At 67.1% G+C, this 14,997-nt stretch carries 14 protein-coding genes; all 14 read left to right on the forward strand.

The genetic code is table 11. The features are described 5' to 3' along the window. Window positions 1–849: electron transfer flavoprotein subunit alpha/FixB family protein (locus BDK63_RS11185; protein ID WP_183331936.1), on the forward strand; the 849-nt coding region annotated here is incomplete at its 5' end. A gap of 11 nt (window positions 850–860) precedes the next feature. After that, on the forward strand, window positions 861–2,378 hold the full coding sequence (locus BDK63_RS11190; RefSeq protein ID WP_183331938.1) for a 3-hydroxyacyl-CoA dehydrogenase: 1,518 nt from the start codon (window positions 861–863) through the stop codon (window positions 2,376–2,378). 67 nt (window positions 2,379–2,445) lie between these two features. Then, window positions 2,446–3,219, forward strand: a complete 774-nt coding sequence (locus BDK63_RS11195) for an ABC transporter ATP-binding protein (RefSeq protein ID WP_183331940.1) — start codon at window positions 2,446–2,448, stop codon at window positions 3,217–3,219. Then, the gene (locus tag BDK63_RS11200) at window positions 3,216–3,962 is read left to right on the forward strand and encodes an ABC transporter ATP-binding protein (RefSeq protein ID WP_221202524.1); all 747 of its coding nucleotides are present in this window, start codon (window positions 3,216–3,218) and stop codon (window positions 3,960–3,962) included. Before BDK63_RS11195 ends, BDK63_RS11200 begins: the two co-directional genes overlap by 4 nt. 26 nt (window positions 3,963–3,988) lie before the next feature. Continuing rightward, window positions 3,989–4,876: a branched-chain amino acid ABC transporter permease gene (locus BDK63_RS11205; RefSeq protein WP_183330268.1), complete on the forward strand. Its 888-nt coding sequence runs from the start codon at window positions 3,989–3,991 to the stop codon at window positions 4,874–4,876. Between the two features lie 2 nt (window positions 4,877–4,878). Beyond that, window positions 4,879–5,862, forward strand: a complete 984-nt coding sequence (locus tag BDK63_RS11210) for a branched-chain amino acid ABC transporter permease (protein WP_183331942.1) — start codon at window positions 4,879–4,881, stop codon at window positions 5,860–5,862. A 27-nt stretch (window positions 5,863–5,889) separates the two neighbouring features. Beyond that, complete coding sequence (gene pcaF, locus BDK63_RS11215) at window positions 5,890–7,092, forward strand: 3-oxoadipyl-CoA thiolase (RefSeq protein ID WP_183331944.1); 1,203 nt, start codon at window positions 5,890–5,892, stop codon at window positions 7,090–7,092. Window positions 7,093–7,106: 14 nt separating this feature from the next. Continuing rightward, window positions 7,107–8,147 (forward strand): zinc-binding dehydrogenase, encoded by a 1,041-nt coding sequence (locus BDK63_RS11220; RefSeq protein ID WP_183332140.1) that lies wholly within the window; start codon window positions 7,107–7,109, stop codon window positions 8,145–8,147. 534 nt (window positions 8,148–8,681) lie between these two features. After that, entirely contained in the window at window positions 8,682–9,656 is a 975-nt protein-coding gene (gene catA / locus BDK63_RS11225) for a catechol 1,2-dioxygenase (RefSeq protein ID WP_183331946.1), read from the forward strand. A 182-nt stretch (window positions 9,657–9,838) separates the two neighbouring features. Next, the gene (locus BDK63_RS11230; RefSeq protein WP_183331948.1) at window positions 9,839–11,206 is read left to right on the forward strand and encodes a Rieske 2Fe-2S domain-containing protein; all 1,368 of its coding nucleotides are present in this window, start codon (window positions 9,839–9,841) and stop codon (window positions 11,204–11,206) included. A 31-nt stretch (window positions 11,207–11,237) separates the two neighbouring features. After that, window positions 11,238–11,726, forward strand: a complete 489-nt coding sequence (gene benB, locus BDK63_RS11235; protein ID WP_183331950.1) for a benzoate 1,2-dioxygenase small subunit — start codon at window positions 11,238–11,240, stop codon at window positions 11,724–11,726. A 77-nt stretch (window positions 11,727–11,803) separates the two neighbouring features. Further along, window positions 11,804–12,976 carry an ABC transporter substrate-binding protein gene (locus BDK63_RS11240; protein WP_183331952.1) on the forward strand — a complete coding sequence of 391 codons (1,173 nt, stop codon included), beginning with the start codon at window positions 11,804–11,806 and terminating at the stop codon, window positions 12,974–12,976. A 66-nt stretch (window positions 12,977–13,042) separates the two neighbouring features. Beyond that, entirely contained in the window at window positions 13,043–13,903 is an 861-nt protein-coding gene (locus BDK63_RS11245; protein WP_183331957.1) for a branched-chain amino acid ABC transporter permease, read from the forward strand. 12 nt (window positions 13,904–13,915) lie between these two features. After that, window positions 13,916–14,995 (forward strand): branched-chain amino acid ABC transporter permease, encoded by a 1,080-nt coding sequence (locus BDK63_RS11250; RefSeq protein ID WP_183331959.1) that lies wholly within the window; start codon window positions 13,916–13,918, stop codon window positions 14,993–14,995. The last annotated feature ends 2 nt before the right edge of the window (window positions 14,996–14,997 follow it).

Genomic DNA, 14,997 nt, shown 5'->3' on the forward strand with positions numbered 1-14,997 from the left:
CTGGTGGTGGGCGAGGGCGTCGCCTCCATCGCCGAGGCCGCCGCCAGGCTCGACGGCGTGAGCAAGGTCCGCGTGGCCGACCACGCCGCCTACGCCCACCTGCTGGCCGAGCCCACCGCGGCGCTGCTCAACGAGCTGGCCGGCGACTACACCCACCTGCTGGCGGCCGCCTCCACCACCGGCAAGAACGTGCTGCCCCGCGTGGCAGCCCTGCGCGATGTGGCGCAGATCTCCGAGATCATCGCGGTGGAGTCCCCGGACACCTTCAAGCGCCCGATCTACGCCGGCAACGCTATCGCCACGGTGCAGAGCGAGGACATCCTCAAGGTGATCACCGTACGCACCACCGGCTTCGATGCGGTCGGCTCTCTACAAGGGCAGGGCGGCAGCGCCGCCATAGAAGCGGTGGACCTGTCCTTCACGAAAGAGGCCGACAACGCCCAGTCCACCTTCCTCAAGGAGGCGCTGGCCAAGTCCGATCGCCCCGAGCTCTCCGCCGCCAGGGTAGTGATCTCCGGCGGCCGCGGCATGGGCAACGGCGAGAACTTCACGCTGCTCGACGGCATCGCCGACAAGCTGGGTGCGGCCATCGGTGCCTCGCGCGCCGCGGTGGACGCCGGCTTCGTGCCCAACGACATGCAGGTGGGCCAGACCGGCAAGATCGTCGCGCCCGAGCTTTACATCGCCGTGGGCATCTCCGGTGCCATCCAGCACCTGGCCGGCATGAAGGACTCCAAGGTGATCGTTGCCATCAACAAGGACGAGGAGGCGCCGATCTTCCAGGTCGCGGACTATGGATTAGTGGCCGATCTCTTCCAGGCGCTGCCGGAACTCGAGAGCAAGCTCTAAGGAGGTGAGGCATGGCCGAGTCAGCCAAGGAGAGGATCGGTGTCGTCGGCAGCGGCGTGATGGGGCGCGGTATCGTCCAGCTGTTCGCCGCGGCGGGCCACGAGGTGTGGCTGCATGACAGCCGTGAAGGGGCCATCGAGGAGGCCCTGGGCGTTATTGGCGGGCTGCTCGAGCGCTCGGTGGCCAAGGGGCGCCTCTCGGCGGAAGAGCGGAAAGCGACGCTGGCCCGCATCCACCAAAGCGATGGCCTGGCCGGGCTCGCCGGGTGCGACCTGGTGATCGAGGCGATCGTCGAGAGCCTGGAGGCCAAGCAGGCACTGCTGCGCCAGCTGGAGGAGGTGGTCTCTCATGAGGCGATACTGGCCAGCAACACCTCGTCGCTGTCGGTGACGCGCCTCGCCAGCGCCTGCCGTCACCCCGAGCGGGTGGCAGGTTACCATTTCTTCAACCCCGTGCCGCTGATGAAGATCGTCGAGGTGGTGCGCGGCGAGCTGACCCGCCCCGAGGTGATCGCGCGGCTCGAGCGGCTGGCCCGAGAGGCCGGTCACTTCCCGGCGCTGACCCCGGACACCCCCGGGTTCCTGGTCAACCACGCCGGGCGCGCCTACGTCCCCGAGGCGCTGCGGCTGCTGGACGAGGGGATCGCCACGCCGGCGCAGATCGACCGCATCCTCTGCCTCTCCCTGGGGTTCCGCATGGGGCCCTTCGAGCTGCTCGACCTGATCGGCCTCGATGTGACTCATGCGGTGATGGAGTCGGTCTATCGCCAGTTCTATGACGACCCCTACTACACGCCCTCCTGGCAGGTGCCGCGGCGCATCGCCGCCGGCCTGCTGGGGCGCAAGAGCGGTCAGGGGTTCTATCGCTACGAAGAGGGCAAACGGGTCGAACCGGAGGTGGCGCCGCCGCCGGCGATTCCCGTGACGCGTCCCTTCTGGCTGGATCGCCGGGAGCCCGAGTGGCGAGAGCGCATCGCCCGCCTGGCGGAGTCGGTTGGCTCGCGGCTGGAGGAGGGCGCGGCACCCTCGCCCGAGGCCATCTGCCTGGTGACGCCCCGGGGAGAGACGGTCAGCGAGACCGTCGCCGAGCGTGGCCTGCCGGCGGAGCGCACCATCGCGCTTGAGACCCTGGCTGGCTTTGATGCCTGCCGGGTGCTGATGCGCCATCCCGCCATCGACGAGGAGGTGCTGGCCCAGGTGAGTGCGGCCCTCGGCGCCGATGGGGTGCCGGTGGAGGTGATTCACGACTCGCCGGGGTTCGTGGCCCAGCGCATCCTCGCCTTCATGGTCAATATCGGCAGCGAGATCGTGCGCCGCGGCGTTGCCGAGCCCGTCACCCTGGACCGTGCCGTCAAGCTGGCGCTGGGCTACCCGCAGGGCCCGCTGGCTTTCGGCGAGCGCTTCGGCCCGGAGACCTTCGCCCGGGTGCTCGGCTGCCTGCACGACCACTATTGCGAGCCACGCTATCGGATCAGCCCCTGGCTGAAGCAGCGCATCGCGATGGGACTTCCTCTACGCGAGTCACTATGACACCGGGTGCCCGGTGGCGCCCCTTTGCACCCGCTGCCTGATTATCAACAACGACAAGGGAATCTATATGGCGGATGAATACATACTGGAAACTCGGGGGTTGACCAAGGAATTCCGCGGCTTCACCGCCGTGGACGATGTCAACCTGCAGGTCCAGGAGGGGCATATCCACGCCCTGATCGGCCCCAACGGGGCGGGCAAGACCACGGTCTTCAACCTGCTCACCAAGTTCCTGCCGCCCACCCGCGGCGAGATCCTCTACCGCGGCAAGCCGATCACCGGCATGAAGGCCAACGAGATCGCCCGCCTGGGCCTGGTGCGCTCCTTCCAGATCTCCGCGGTCTTCGGCCACATGACCGCCATGGAGAACGTGCGCGTGGCCCTGCAGCGGCCCATGGGTACCTCCTTCCACTTCTGGAAGTCCGAACGCACCCTCGACCACCTCAACGACCGCGCCATCGAGCTGCTCGAGGAGGTGGGCCTGCGCGAGTACGCCGACGTGCTCACCGTGGAGATGCCCTATGGGCGCAAGCGGGCGCTGGAGGTGGCCACCACCCTGGCCATGGACCCCACCATGATGCTGCTCGACGAGCCGACCCAGGGCATGGGCGCCGAGGACGTCGACCGCATCGTCGAGCTGATCCGCCGCGTGGCCCGCGGGCGCACCGTGCTGATGGTGGAGCACAACCTCAGCGTGGTCAGCCGGCTGTGCGACCGCATCACCGTGCTGGCCCGCGGCGCGGTGCTGGCCGAGGGCGACTACGCCACGGTCTCCGCCGACCCGCGGGTCAAGGAGGCCTACATGGGCAGCGAAGCGGCGGAAGAGGAGGCCAGCGCATGAACCAGCCAGCCGAGAGCCTGATGGAGTACCAGGACCGCGACGGCGCCGAGATGCTGCGCGTGCGCGACCTGCACGCCTTCTACGGCGAGTCGCACATCCTCCACGGCGTCGACTTCGACGTGAAGCGTGGCGAGCTGGTGACCCTGCTCGGGCGCAACGGCGCCGGGCGCAGCACCACCCTCAAGGCGATCATGAACATGGTCGGCCGGCGCACCGGCTCGATCATGATCAACGGCACCGAGACGCTGGGCATGCCGGCGCACCGTATCCCGCGGCTGGGGATCGGCTACTGCCCCGAGGAGCGCGGGATCTTCGCCAGCCTCGACGTCGAGGAGAACCTGCTGCTGCCGCCCACGGTGCGCTCCGGCGGGATGTCCATCGATGAGATCTACGAGATGTTCCCCAACCTCTACGAGCGTCGGCGCAGCCAGGGCACGCGGCTCTCCGGGGGCGAGCAGCAGATGCTGGCCATGGCGCGGATCCTGCGCACCGGGGCGCGGCTGCTGCTGCTCGACGAGATCACCGAGGGGCTGGCACCGGTCATCGTCCAGGCGCTGGGCCAGGTGCTGGTCAAGCTCAAGGAACGCGGCATGACCATCGTGCTGGTGGAGCAGAACTTCCGCTTCGCCGCGCCGCTGGCCGACCGCCACTTCGTGATGGACCACGGCCTGATCGTCGAGGAGATCTCGGCGGCCGAGCTGCCGAGCAAGCGCGAGCACCTGCACACCCTGCTCGGCGTCTGAGCCGGCTCTACTAGGAGACTTTCGACATGACGATGATATTCGGGGTGCCCCTGGCAGTGTTCATGGGGCAGCTGCTGCTGGGCCTGATCAACGGCGCCTTCTACGCCCTGCTGAGCCTGGGCCTGGCGGTGATCTTCGGCCTGCTGAAGATCGTCAACTTCGCCCACGGCGCCATGTATATGCTGGGGGCCTTCGCCACCCTGCTGGGCATGCGCTACCTGGGCATCAATTACTGGGCGGCGCTGCTGCTCGCGCCGCTGGTGGTGGGCCTGTTCGGCATGCTGCTCGAGCGGACCATGCTGCGGCGCATCGCCCACCTGGATCACCTCTACGGCCTGCTGCTGACCTTCGGCCTGGCGCTGATCTTCGAGGGGACCCTGGTCAACTTCTTCGGCGTCTCCGGGGCTCGCTACCCGACTCCCGAGGCGCTGCAGGGCGGCTTCCAGACGGGCTTCATGTTCCTGCCCACCTACCGCGCCTGGGTGCTGGTGGCGGCCATCGTGGTGTGCTTCTTCACCTGGTACATGATCGAGCGCACCCGGCTCGGCGCCTACCTGCGTGCCGGCACCGAGAACCCGGCGCTGATGCAGGCCTTCGGCGTCAACGTGCCGCTGCTGATCACCCTGACCTACGGCTTCGGCGTGGCGCTGGCCGCCTTCGCCGGGGTGCTGGCCGCACCGCTCTACCCGGTGTCGCCCACCATGGGTTCCAACCTGCTGATCGTGGTCTTTGCGGTGGTGGTGATCGGCGGCATGGGCTCGATCCTCGGCGCCGTGCTCACCGGCCTCGGCATGGGCCTGATCGAGGGCCTGACCAAGGTGTACTACCCCGAGGCGGCCAACACCGTGATCTTCCTGGTGATGATCCTGGTGCTGCTGACCCGACCCGCCGGCCTGTTCGGCAAGGAGGCATGACCATGTCTGCGACCCAGACCCTGACGCCGTCCATGAAGCGCCAGCGCCGTGCCGACATGCGCCGCAACGTCTTCTACCTGGTGCTGATCGGCATCGGCCTGGTGGCCCCGTTCGTGGCCTACCCGGTGTTCCTGATGAAGGTGCTGTGCTTCGCGCTGTTCGCCTGCGCCTTCAACCTGCTGCTCGGCTATGCGGGGCTGCTCTCCTTCGGCCACGCCGCCTTCCTGGCCACCGGCGGCTATGTCACCGGCTACCTGCTGTCGAGCCACCCGGCGCTCACCCCGGAGCTGGGCATCCTCGCCGGCACCCTGGCCGCCGTGGCGCTCGGGGCGGTGTTCGGCGCCCTGTCGATTCGCCGCCAGGGCATCTACTTCGCCATGGTGACCCTGGCGCTGGCCCAGCTGGTGTTCTTCGTCTACGTCCAGTCGCCCTTCACCGGCGGCGAGGACGGCCTGCACGGGGTGCCGCGGGGCGACCTGTTCGGCGTGATCAGCCTGCGCAGCAACCTGGCGATGTACTACTTCGTGTTCGCCATCTTCCTGTTCGGCTTCGCGATCATCCAGCGTGCCGTGCACTCGCCCTATGGCCAGGTGCTCAAGGCGATCCGCGAGAACGAGCCGCGGGCGGTCTCGCTGGGCTACAACGTCGACGCCTACAAGTGGGTGGCCTTCGTCCTCTCCGCGGGCCTGGCCGGCCTTGCCGGCTCCACCAAGACGGTGGTGTTCCAGCTCGCCTCGCTGACCGACGCCCACTGGCACATGTCCGGCGAGGTGATCCTGATGACCCTGCTGGGCGGAGTGGGCACCCTGTTCGGTCCGGTGGTGGGGGCGGGCATCGTGGTCAGCCTGCAGCACCTGCTGGCGCAGTCGCCGCTGGGCAACTGGGTGGGACCGATCCTCGGGGTGATCTTCGTGATCTGTGTGCTGAGCTTCCGCAGCGGCATCGTCGGCGAGATCCTCAAGTCCTACCGCAAGAACTTTAAATAAATTGCCGTGAATAACTTGGTGCTAGTTATGAATAGTGTCTACCTCTGTCATCCACGCCGCAGCGGTATCGGCCGCTTCGGCGGCACCCTCTCGAGTGTTCGCCCCGACGACCTGGCGGCCGTCATCGTCAAGGCGGTGCTGGCACAAGCCCCCGAGCTTGACCCGGCGGCCATCGACGACGTGTTCATGGGCTGTGCCAACCAGGCCGGCGAGGACAACCGCAGCGTGGCGCGCATGTCCGCCCTGCTGGCGGGCCTGCCCACTTCCGTCCCTGGCACCACCCTGAACCGCCTGTGCGGCTCCGGCATGGACGCGGTGGGCACCGCCTTCCGCGCCATCAAGGCCGGCGAGATGGAGCTGGCCCTGGCCGGCGGCGTGGAGTCCATGTCCCGGGCGCCCTATGTGATGGGCAAGGCCGACAGCGCCTTCTCCCGGGGCCAGAAGATCGAGGACACCACCATCGGCTGGCGTTTCATCAACCCGCTGATGAAGAAGGCCTATGGCGTCGAGTCCATGCCGGAGACCGCCGAGAACGTCGCCGAGCAGTTCAATATTTCCCGCGAGGACCAGGACGCCTTCGCCCTGCGCTCCCAGCAGAAGGCCGCCGCCGCACAGCAGGCCGGCCGCTTCGCGCTGGAGATCACCGCCATCGAGATCCCGCGCCGCAAGCAGGAACCGCTGCGCTTCGACCAGGACGAGCACCTGCGCGCGACGACGCTCGAGAAGCTCGCTGGCCTGCCGACGCCGTTCCGCGAGGGCGGCAGCGTCACCGCCGGCAACGCCTCGGGCGTCAACGACGGCGCTGCCGCCATGCTGGTGGCAAGCGCCGTCGCGGTGGAGAAGCACGGCCTCACCCCCATGGCGAAGATCCTCGGCATGGCCACCGCCGGCGTCGAGCCGCGCATCATGGGCATCGGCCCGGTACCCGCGGTGCAGAAGCTGCTCGCGCGCACCGGCGTGTCGCTGGACGAGATCGACGTGATCGAGCTCAACGAGGCCTTCGCCGCCCAGGCCCTGGCCTGCCTGCGCGAGCTGGGGATTGCCGACGACGACCCGCGGGTCAACCCCAACGGCGGTGCCATCGCCCTGGGCCACCCGCTGGGCATGTCCGGCGCCCGCCTGCTGATGACCGCCGCCCATGAGCTGCAGAGGAGCGGCAAGCGCTACGCCCTGTGCACCATGTGCGTGGGCGTGGGGCAGGGCATCGCCACGCTGCTGGAGAGGACCTAGCCATGCAGGAGACCATGAAGACCGTCGTGATTACCGGCCACGGTGGCAATGAGGTGGTCGAGGTCAGGCAGGGCGAACGGCCCCGGCGACGGCCGGGCGAGGCGCTGGTGCGCCTGGAGGCGGGCACCCTCAACCAGGTCGACCTCTACATGCGCAACAGCGGTGCGGGCATCACCCACGAGCTGCCGCTGGTGATGGGGCTGGACGGCGCTGGCGTGGTGGAGGCCATCGAGGAGGGCGAGACGCGCCTGGCGACGGGCCAGCGGGTCGTGGTCTTTCCCAACCTGACCTGCGGGCGGTGCGAGTTCTGCCAGCGGGGCGACGACGTGCTCTGCACCCGCATGAAGCTGATGGGCGAGCATGTGGACGGCACCTTCGCCCAGTGGCTCAGCGTGCCGGTGGAGAACCTCTTCCCCATGCCGGCTCACCTGGACTTCGTGCAGGCCGCGGCCATGGGGGTCAACTACCTCACCGCCTGGCGGATGCTCTTCACCCGGGCGCAGCTGAAGCCCTGGGAGACGGTGCTGGTGTTCGGGGTGGGCGGTGGCGTGTCGCTGGCCGCCATGCAGCTGGCCGCCAGCATCGGCGCCAGGGTGATCGTCACCTCCCGGGAGGACGAGAAGCTCCAGCGGGCCTTGACGCTGGGCGCCCACGAGACGATCAACGGCAGTACCGAGGAGGTGGCTCGACGCGTCATGGCGCTTACCGACGGCCGCGGCGTGGACGTGGTGGTCGAGAACGTTGGCGAGGCCGTCTGGGCCTCGGCCATGAAGTCGCTGGTGCGCGGCGGGCGCCTGGTGACCTGCGGGGCGACCTCGGGGGACCAGCCCCCGGCTGACCTGAAGCGTCTCTTTATCCGCCAGCTGCAGATCATCGGCTCCACCAGCGGCAACGCCGCGGAGTTCCGTGAGCTGCTCGCCTACGTGGAGCGCCAAGGGATCACCCCCGTCATCGACAGCGTCTATCCGCTGGAGGCCATTCACGAAGCGCTGGACCGCCTCGAGTCGGGGAGCCGGATGGGCAAGGTGGGGCTGGCCCTGCAGCCGAGTGGCTAAGAGGGAGCGCAAGGCTCCTGACAAGGCGTGAAGTGTTTTCTCTCGGCCGGGGACGACCGGCGGCTTGGCGACGGACAACCCCGTCGCCTTTTTTGTCGGCGTCATCGGCCATTATGCTTTTGTCGCACCTTCTCGCCTCCGCAGGGTTGACGGAGCGTGACTTCTCCCCCCGCCGGCGCCCCCGGAGCGCTGGTGATCCTCCCTTCTGACCCTCCTTCGCCGCCGGCATGGCGGTCGCCTGATGCGGCAGCCGGTGGCAGGTGCCAGATGAGGCACAGAACTGCCGGTTAACGCATTGGTTATTCATGGTTTTTTCGCTTTTGACCAAGGCGCGTCACTGATCTTTCCGGTCGGGGAGTCCGATACCCCTGAGGTATGGCGGGGTACCCATTCGATATTGGTTGCCTCTTGCGGCGAGCGCCAGAATCACCTCGACATCCAGTAGAAGCGGACACCAGAGCCGCCCACACCATGGCCTTGCACTCCCCCTGACGCAGCGCAGGGCACAACGACAACGACGAGGAGATGACCCCCATGACCGTGAAGATTTTCGATACCCCCGAAGTCCAGGATTTCCTGAAGACCGTCGCCGGCTTCGACCAGGAAGGTGGCAACGAGCGCGCCAAGCAGATCATGCACCGCCTGCTCTCCGACCTGTTCAAGCTGATCGACGACTTCGACGTCACCCCCGAGGAGTACTGGTCCGCCGTCAGCATGCTCAACGCCCTGGGCGGCCAGACCCAGTTCGGCCTGCTCTCGCCGGGGCTCGGCTTCGACCACTACCTGGACATGCGCCAGGACGCCATCGACGCCGAGGCCAAGCGCGTCGGCGGCACCCCGCGCACCATCGAGGGCCCGCTGTATGTCGCCGGCGCCCCGGAAGCCGAAGGCTTCGCGCGTATGGACGACGGGAAGGACCAGGACGGCGAGACCATGTGGCTGACCGGCCAGGTGCGTGACGTCGACGGCACCCCGATCGCCGGCGCCAAGGTCGAGATCTGGCACGCCAACTCCAAGGGCGGCTACTCCTTCTTCGACCCGAGCCAGTCCGAGTACAACCTGCGTCGCACCATCGTCACCGACGCGGAAGGCCGCTACACCGCGCGCAGCATCATCCCGTCCGGCTACGGCGTGCCGGAAGGCGCCCCCACCGACGTGGTGCTGAAGTCCCTGGGCCGTCACGGCGAGCGTCCGGCGCACATCCACTACTTCATCTCCGCGCCGGGCCACCAGCACCTGACCACCCAGATCAACCTGGCGGGCGACCCCTACACCTTCGACGACTTCGCCTTCGCCACCCGCGAGGAGCTGGTGGTGCCGGCCGAGCGCATCGAGGATGCGGGCGTGATCGCCCAGCGCGAGCTGGACGGCCCCTTCTCCGAGGTGGTGTTCGACATCGAGCTGGCCAGGACCGACGTGGCCGAGCTGCAGACCCGCCACGCCCGTCCCCGCGCCAAGGAAGACGAGCAGGACCAGCACAGCCAGCTGGCCGGCACCGCCAAGGTCTGATCGATACCGCCCCTGACACTCCGCCAGGAGCGCCGGGGGCAGGCCGAAGAGGAGGTCCTACGCCAGGGATGGCGTCGGTAGCGCCCAGGGATGGGTTCACAGCGCCTCCTCGCCGGCCTGCCGCCGGACAAGCTCCGACGACAGATACGACAACTTACGCTAAGACATCGAGGACCTGGACCATGACCAGCAAACTTGACCAGCTCGAGGAGCGCGTGCGCGGTGCCGTCGTCGACGACGCCGAGGCCGGCATCTTCCGCTGCCACCGCAGCATGTTCACCGACCCGGCCTTCTTCGAACTCGAGATGAAGCACGTCTTCGAAGGCAACTGGCTGTTCCTGGCCCACGAGAGCCAGATTGCCGAGCCGGGCGACTACATGACCGTCACCATGGGCCGTCAGCCGGTGGTCATCACCCGCGACAAGGCCGGCGAGCTGCACGCCCTGATCAACGCCTGTGCCCACCGCGGCGCCACCCTGTGCCGTCGCAAGCGCGGCAACAAGGGCACCTTCACCTGCCCCTTCCACGGCTGGACCTTCAAGAACGACGGCAAGCTGCTCAAGGCCAAGAACGAGAAGGTGGGCGCCTACCCGGACAGCTTCAAGCAGGAGGGCTCCCATGACCTCAAGCGCGTGCCGCGCTTCGAGAACTACAAGGGCTTCCTGTTCGGCAGCCTGAACGAGGACGTCAAGCCGCTGGACGAGTACCTGGGCGAGACCACCAGGATCATCGACAACATCGTCGACCAGGCCCCGGAAGGGCTGGAAGTGCTGCGCGGCACCTCCTCCTACACCTTCAAGGGCAACTGGAAGCTGCAGGCCGAGAACGGCGCCGACGGCTACCACGTCAGCACCGTGCACTGGAACTACGCCTCCACCATGGACCGTCGCAACTACGAGGCCGGCGGCACCAAGGCAGTGGACGCCGACGGCTGGTCCAAGAGCCAGGGCGGCTTCTACTCCTATGAGAACGGCCACATGCTGCTGTGGACCCGCCTGCTCAACCCCGAGGTGCGCCCGGTCTACCAGAACCGCGAGTGGATCCAGGCGCAGTTCGGCGAGGCGCGGGCCGACTCCATCGTCAACCAGACCCGTAACCTCTGCCTCTACCCCAACGTCTACCTGATGGACCAGTTCTCCACGCAGATCCGCGTGCTGCGCCCGATCAGTGTCGACGAGACCGAGGTCACCATCTACTGCTTCGCGCCCAAGGGCGAGTCCGCCGAGAACCGGCGCGTGCGCATCCGTCAGTACGAGGACTTCTTCAACGTCTCCGGCATGGGCACCCCGGATGACCTCGAGGAGTTCCGCGGCTGCCAGGACGGCTACCACGGTGCCCTGGCCGAGTGGAACGACCTCTCCCGCGGCGCCAAGCAGTGGATCGACGGCGCCGACGACAACGCGAAGGCGATCGACATGCAGCCGCTGCTCAGCGGTGCCTCCCCGGAAGACGAAGGCCTCTACGTGCTGCACCACAAGTACTGGGTCGAGGAGATGCTGCGCGCCATCGAGAAGGAACGCAGCCAGTTTATCGCCACCCAGAGCGCCTGAGTCAGGCCGTACCGAGAAGGGGAGAGACACCATGAGCCTTAGCTACCACGAGATCCAGGCCTTCCTGTACCGCGAGGCGCGTCTGCTCGACGACCGTGAGTGGGACGAGTGGCTGACCTGCTACAGCAAGGACGTCGAGTTCTGGATGCCGGCGTGGGACGACGACGACCAGCTGACCCGGGACCCGCACAGCGAGATCTCGCTGATCTACTACCCGAGCCGCGAGGGTCTGGAGGACCGGGTCTACCGGATCAAGACCGAGCGCAGCGGGGCGAGCACGCCGGAGCCGCGCACCACCCACCAGATCACCAACCTCGAGGTGCTCAAGGAGGAAGGGGACACGCTGTCACTGCGCTTCAACTGGCAGACCCTGAACCATCGCTACAAGGAGACCCAGACCTTCTTCGGGACCTCCTTCTACACCCTGGACGTGTCGGGCGAGTCACCGCTGATCACCCGCAAGGTAGTGCAACTCAATAACGACTATATCCACCAGGTCATCGACGTCTATCACGTCTGATCGGCAAGGACGACGGCAGGACAGGGAAGTCCCAGCACGACAGCAAACTCAATAACAAGCGACCCCTGGGAATCACCATGACAAACTTCAAAAAGACCGCCCTCGCCAGCGTGCTGGGCACCGCCACTCTGATGTCTACCTTCGGCGCCATCGCCGACGATCACCCGGTCAAGCTCGGCCTGATGCTGCCCTATACCGGTACCTACACCGCCTTGGGCGAGGCGATCACTAACGGCCTGGAGCTGGCCATCGCCCAGCACGGCGACCGGCTCGGCGGCCGCGACGTCGAGTACGTGAAGCTCGACTCCGAGGCCAACCCCTCCAAGGCCCCCCAGAACATGAGCCGCCTGGTGCGTGGCGACAACGTCGACTTCGTGATCGGCCCGGTGCACTCGGGCGTGGCCATGGGCATGCTGCGGGTGGCCCAGCAGACCGGCGCCATCACCATCATTCCCAATGCCGGGCTGGGGGCGGCCACCAACGAGCTGTGCATGCCCAACGTCTTCCGCACCTCCTTCAGCATGTGGCAGGACAGCTACCCCATGGGCAAGGCCGCCTATGAGATGGGCCATCGCAATATCGTGACCATCACCTGGGACTACGCCGGCGGCAAGGAGGACCTGGCGGGCTTCGAGGAGGCCTTCACCGAGGCCGGCGGCGAGATCGTGCGCCAGATCCTGGTGCCTTTCCCCAACACCGAGTTCCAGAGCTACCTGGCCCAGATCGCAAGCGATAGGCCCGACGCGGTCTATACCTTCTTCGCCGGCGGCGGCGGCGTGAGCTTCGTGCGTGACTACGCCGCCGCGGGTCTCAATGAGTCCATTCCGCTGCTGGGATCGGGCTTTCTCACCGACGGCAACCTGGCCGCTATCGGCGAGGCGGGCGAGGGGGTGATGACCACCCTGCACTACGCCGAGACCCTGGACACGCCCCAGAACCGCGCCTTCGTCGAGGCCTACCAGGAGGCCTACGGCCAGCTGCCCGACACCTATGCGGTGCAGGGCTACGACACTGGCATGATGCTGGTCCAGGCCCTGGAAGCCGTGGAGGGCGATACCGCCGACCGCGAGCGCCTGATCGAGGCGCTGGCCAGCGTCCAGCTGGACAGCCCGCGGGGGCCGCTGAGCTTCTCCGACTCCCACCATCCCATCCAGAACGTCTACCTGCGCGAGATTCGCAACGGCAAGCACGAGGTCGTCGGCATCGCCCACGAGAGCCTCGAGGTGCCGGACGCCGCCTGCCGCATGTAACGCCTGCCTGATGGAAAACGGGGCGGGCGCCGCTCGCCCCTCGGTCACGATTCTCGGAGGGGTCCCATGGATCTCGCATTCTTCGGCGTGCAGCTGCTCAACGGGCTGCAGTACGGCCTGCTGCTGTTCCTGATCGCCAGCGGTCTCACGCTCATCTTCGGCATCATGGGCATCATCAACCTGGCCCACGGCGCCATGTACATGATCGGCGCCTACCTGGTCTACGACCTGACCTTTCGGCTCGGCAACTTCTGGCTGGCCATCCTGGTGGCGGTCCCCATCGCCATCGCGCTGGGGCTGATCATCGAGCGGCTGTTCCTCGACACGCTCTACAAGCGCGACCACCTCTACCAGGTGCTGCTGACCTTCGGGCTGATCCTGGTGCTCAACGAGATGCAGCGCATCATCTGGGGCGGCGACGTGCACAGCGTGCCGATTCCCGAGCTCTTCAGCGGGCGTATCCAGCTCACCGACAACCTGCAGTACTCCCACTACCGGCTGTTCGTGATGGGCGTCTGCCTGGCGCTGGCCGGGGTGATCTACTGGGTCATCCGCCATACCCGGCTGGGCATCATCATCCGCGCCGGCGCGGTCAACCGCGACATGGTGGAGGGGCTGGGCATCAACGTGCGCACCCTGTTCACCCTGATCTTCAGCGTGGGGGTGGCGCTCACTGCCTTCGCCGGGATGATCGCCGCGCCGCTCACCTCCATCGCCCCGGGCATGGGGGACAGCATCCTGATCACCTGCTTCGTGGTGGTCGTCATCGGGGGCATCGGCTCGATCAAGGGCGCCTTCTGGGGCGCGATCCTGATCGGCATGGCCGAGACCTTCGGGTCGGTCCTGATTCCCAGTCTGGCCAGCATGGTCATCTACCTGATCATGGCCGCCGTGCTGCTGGTCAAGCCACGCGGGCTGTTTGCCTGAGGGAGAATTGACATGTTGCATCGCTATCCCAGGCGCGTCGTCATCATCATGCTGGTGCTGACCGCCTTCGTCGCCATCTTCCCGCTGTGGGGGCCTGTAGTGTTCGGTGCCCAGAGCGACTTCATGATGGAAAAACTGACCCTGATGCTGATCCTGGCGCTGTTCGCCATGAGCCTGGACCTGCTGGTGGGCATCGTCGGCCTGGTCAGCCTCGGCCACGCCCTGTTCTTCGGCCTCGGCGCCTACACCCTGGCGCTGGCCAGCCCCGCCTTCAGCCCCGCCGCCATCTGGTGGATGATGCCGCTGGTGATGCTGGTCGCGGCCCTGGCCGCGCTGGTGGTGGGCTTCCTGGTGATTCGCACCAAGGGCATCTTCTTCATCATGACCACCCTGGCCTTCGGCCAGATGCTCTACTACTTCGTCAACACCTCGCGGCATACCGGGGGGACCGACGGGGTCTTCATCATGTTCCGGCCCAGCGTGGAGCTCGGCGGCACCGTGCTGCTCGACCTCGACAACCCGCTGACCTTCTTCTATGTCTGTCTGGCCATGGTGGTGGTGGGCTACCTGTTCCTGCGCTGGCTGACCCGCTCCTTCTATGGCCAGGTGCTCGACGGCATCCATGACAACGAGCACCGCATGGAGGCGCTGGGTTACGCCACCAGCCACTACAAGCTGGTCGCCTTCGTGATCTCCGGGGTGATGGCCTCCCTCGCCGGCATGCTGGCGGCGATGCAGTACGGCTTCGCCAACCCGGCCCAGCTCGGCTGGCACACCTCCGGCGAGGTGTTGATGATGCTGATCCTGGGCGGCATGGGCACCATCTTCGGCCCGATCCTCGGTGCCTTCGCCTACGAGATCCTGCAGCACACCTTCGAGCACATGACCACCCACTGGCCGATCCTGATGGGCATCACCATCATCCTCGCCGTGCTGGTGCTGCCCCGCGGCATCGCCGGGCTGATCATCGACCCGCCGAATCGCGAGTCGCTGGCCAAGTCGCCGCTGCTCAAGTGGCTGAAGCGCGACGCGACCACCCCGCGCAACGAGGCGGCCAAGCCCGTCGCGCCTGCCACCGGCAAGGAGGGCTGAGC

The organism is Halomonas campaniensis (assembly GCF_014193375.1).
Taxonomy (GTDB): Bacteria; Pseudomonadota; Gammaproteobacteria; order Pseudomonadales; family Halomonadaceae; genus Halomonas; species Halomonas campaniensis.